Genomic DNA, 3061 nt, shown 5'->3' on the forward strand with positions numbered 1-3061 from the left:
GCGCCAGAACGGTTCGCTGTCGCCGATCTACGCGATGTTCGGCCAACTACTCGACGAGCCGAGCGAGTCGACTGACGAGGCGGAGCGCGAGGAGCGTCTCTACAGACGCTGGCTCGCCGGTCGTGACGTCGATGTGCCGGCGGAGACGGTGGCCCGGTTCGAAATGCGTTTGAACAGGGGGCAGAAATGACGGGAACTGCGGCGCAGGAGGCGGTGCCAGTCAACGCTCGACTAGACCTGCTCTTCAAGATCTGGCGCACTGAGGACGGCTCTGAACGAAGCCCTGAGTCTGTGGCATCGGACGTCAGTGAGGCCCTGGGCAGGCGCGTCACCGCACGCAACATCTCCGCTCTCCGTGAGGGGACGCGTACTGCCACACGAGAGACGCTCGAGGCGATCGCGACCGTGTTCCCGTCGAGCAGCAGCTACTTGCTCGACGATTCGGCAGCTCCGAGCATCCATAGTCAGCTCAGTTTGATCGAAGAGGTGCTCCATGGAGGGATCACCGGCATGAGGCTCCGAACAGGTGATGAACGTATGCGCATCGAGCATCTCACGGATCTCCTGGGCGACCTGCGCCGCGCGCGCGAGGCCGGTCCGTAACAGCTTCCGATTCACGATTCCTGGGGGGGAAATGACATTTTCAGCACATGATGTGATCGGGGCAGCCCGCGCCATAGAACTCTTGGTTCCAAGTCCGTGGGACAGAACGGCCTTCCTCGAAAGCCTGTCAGCCCACAGAGGTCGACCGATTGCGCTGGTCCCCGTCGACGCAGTGACGCTGCAGGGCTTGCCGTGCGGACTGTGGCTGCAGTTCCACGATCACGACGAAACGTCTGTCACGCGGACTCATCGAGTTACCACGTCGACCAGACGATCATGCACGAAGTCGGACACATGGTGCTGGGTCACGGGGGATCGACAGGTGCAGACGCCGCGCTCCGCGAGCTCTGCCCCGACATCGACTTCGATGCGCTCGAATCGGTCATGAAAAGATCGAACTTCGATGACGATCAGGAAGGCGAAGCCGAGACCTTCGCTGATCTGCTCATGTCGGCGGCAGTGTCGCGCTACCGGCGTTCCTCCGCGATGCACGACTTTTTGGGTCTGACATGACGTCTTCGGTGCCGATGCTGGTGTCATACCCACTGCTGCTGTGGAGCGTCGGCATCCTCCTCGCCAGGCTTGTGCTTGCGAGCCGGACTGCCACCTCTCGTCTCGTCAATATGGCTCTGGCGCTCGGTATTTCGTCTGGTCTCGCTCGCGAAGGGGCGATTCAGTCGGCGGTGGCGTCAGCCACCGGCACCGTGATCGACGTGCCGCTGATGCAGCAACTCGGTACCGTGGCGCTACTTTTGGCGCTTGCACCGCTGATTGCTATCGCCCTCCGGTGGCGACGACCTGAGGGACACGCCTCGACGACCACAGTGGTGATGATGCTTGCACTTGCCAGCGGAGCGCTGATGATCGTCGTCGGTTCCTCGGCGCGGGGCTCTGGCGAGTACATCGATGTCCAACCGGGTTGGCGAACGGCGGTGTACTTCGCGCTGTTTTCTGTGTGGGCAGCGTTCATGCCGTATCTGTACCTGCGTGTTTCTGTGGGGGAGCTGCGCCGCGGTCAGCTGCCAACACAAGTGTCGATGGTGTTCTGGCTGTTTGCGATCGTGGCCGTGTGGGGTTTGGAGGAGGCCGTCTCGATCTTGCTGATGGGAGCGTTCGCCGCAATCGGAATCGCTCGGGACTTCGTGGCCTTGCGGGTGACGCTGAACGAGGTCAGCTTCATCTACTTGCTGGCAGTGGCAACGCTGTGCGCGGCGTTACCTCTCTGGCGAGCGGTCACCGAGTCGCTGGGCGTCGACTGCTGGACCCGGTCGATCCGCTCTCTGACGCCGATGTGGTCCGACCTCGTTCAGACCTGTCCGGAGGTTGTCCTCCGTCACCCGTCTCCGCAGTCGTCGCCCGTGCATCGAGCTCATCGCATGTGCGTGGAGATCAGGGATTCGCTGAGTCTGCTGGGCCGTTACGTGGAAGACCTTCCTGTGGAGGGGTCGGTCGACAACAAGTCAGCCGCGGAGGTCTTCTACCTCGCAGCACATAGACGACGCGCCGACGAGCCGGCAGGAGCGTTCATCAAAGTGCCGATCGAGCCGTCGGTCGACTTGAAGCAAGAAGTTCGAGTGCTTGCCGCCATCGGCCGTCACTGGCCGACCGAGCCGAGACTTATCGCAACAACGCAGGGGGAGCAGCAATGAACGACAACACCGTGAGGCCTGTACGAGCGTCCGATCGCGTGCTGCCGCATCCACCGCGGCGGCTACCGGTGCTCGGCGACGTCCTTGATCTGCACGTCACCGAGTCCAGCCAGTGGGCGATGCGGGATGCGCAGAAGTACGGATCGATATACGAACGCAATGTATTCGGGACACGCGTGACGTACGTGTCGGGACCCGTCGAAGTGGCTGCGGTGAACGACGAGACGACGTGGGCCAAGTTCCTTGGTGTACCCATGGGCAACCTCCGACAAGTGGCCGGCGACGGGCTGTTCACTGCGTACAACTCGGAACCGTCCTGGGCTACCGCTCACGCGATTCTGGCACCGGCGTTTTCCCAGTCGTCGATGCGCCGGTATCACGACACGATGGTGGGCAAGACGGAGCAACTGCTGTCCTCGTGGACCGCCCGAGGTCCGGGAGCGTGGATCGATGTACCGGCGGACATGAACAAGCTTGCTCTCGGTGTGATCGGCGAGGTGGCCTTCGGGTACGACTTCGGATCGTTCGACGACGCAGCACCGCACGAGTTGGTGGTGCGGATCTCTCGGGCGCTGAAGTACATCAACCGGGCCGCCTACTCCCATCCCGCTCTCGAAGCGACAATTTACAGGCGTGAACGCAACCAGCACCGAGACGACATCGACGTGGCACAGCGACTAGTTGTTCTTCGCGGGGAGGTTGTGGACGGTGAGTCGCTCGATGGGTGACTTGCCGTCGATGCCTGTGTGGGGTCGGTGGTGATTGTAGTGATGGACCCAGTCCTGGTAGGTCGCTGCGCGGGCTTCGTC

5 protein-coding genes and 1 pseudogene are annotated in these 3061 nt (G+C 62.3%); 5 read left to right on the forward strand and 1 reads right to left on the reverse strand.

From position 1 onward, the window contains the following. The 5 genes and pseudogenes from HQ306_RS21925 to HQ306_RS21945 form a co-directional block, all read left to right on the forward strand. Nucleotides 1-190, forward strand: a pseudogene (locus HQ306_RS21925) (hypothetical protein); the annotation flags it as partial. After that, nucleotides 187-603, forward strand: a complete 417-nt coding sequence (locus HQ306_RS21930) for a hypothetical protein (protein WP_222633549.1) — start codon at nucleotides 187-189, stop codon at nucleotides 601-603. The pseudogene HQ306_RS21925 and the gene HQ306_RS21930, both read left to right, overlap by 4 nt. 276 nt (nucleotides 604-879) lie before the next feature. Next, nucleotides 880-1116, forward strand: a complete 237-nt coding sequence (locus HQ306_RS21935) for a hypothetical protein (protein WP_261770465.1) — start codon at nucleotides 880-882, stop codon at nucleotides 1114-1116. Further along, nucleotides 1113-2252: a DUF6545 domain-containing protein gene (locus HQ306_RS21940; protein WP_222633551.1), complete on the forward strand. Its 1140-nt coding sequence runs from the start codon at nucleotides 1113-1115 to the stop codon at nucleotides 2250-2252. The genes HQ306_RS21935 and HQ306_RS21940 overlap by 4 nt, the downstream gene beginning before the upstream one ends. After that, entirely contained in the window at nucleotides 2249-2980 is a 732-nt protein-coding gene (locus tag HQ306_RS21945; RefSeq protein WP_222633552.1) for a cytochrome P450, read from the forward strand. The genes HQ306_RS21940 and HQ306_RS21945 overlap by 4 nt, the downstream gene beginning before the upstream one ends. On the opposite strand, the gene HQ306_RS21950 is transcribed toward HQ306_RS21945, so the two are convergent. Continuing rightward, nucleotides 2930-3061: integrase core domain-containing protein (locus HQ306_RS21950; RefSeq protein WP_156380529.1), on the reverse strand; the 132-nt coding region annotated here is incomplete at its 5' end. The genes HQ306_RS21945 and HQ306_RS21950 overlap by 51 nt on opposite strands.

This window comes from Rhodococcus sp. BP-160 (assembly GCF_019836205.1).
Lineage (GTDB): Bacteria > Actinomycetota > Actinomycetes > Mycobacteriales > Mycobacteriaceae > Rhodococcoides.

What these genes read in the sequence shown, in the direction of transcription:
- HQ306_RS21930 (WP_222633549.1), top strand. Translation starts at nt 187, where the DNA reads ATGACGGGAACTGCGGCGCAGGAGGCGGTGCCAGTCAACGCTCGACTA.
- HQ306_RS21935 (WP_261770465.1), top strand. Translation starts at nt 880, where the DNA reads ATGCACGAAGTCGGACACATGGTGCTGGGTCACGGGGGATCGACAGGT.
- HQ306_RS21940 (WP_222633551.1), top strand. Translation starts at nt 1,113, where the DNA reads ATGACGTCTTCGGTGCCGATGCTGGTGTCATACCCACTGCTGCTGTGG.
- HQ306_RS21945 (WP_222633552.1), top strand. Translation starts at nt 2,249, where the DNA reads ATGAACGACAACACCGTGAGGCCTGTACGAGCGTCCGATCGCGTGCTG.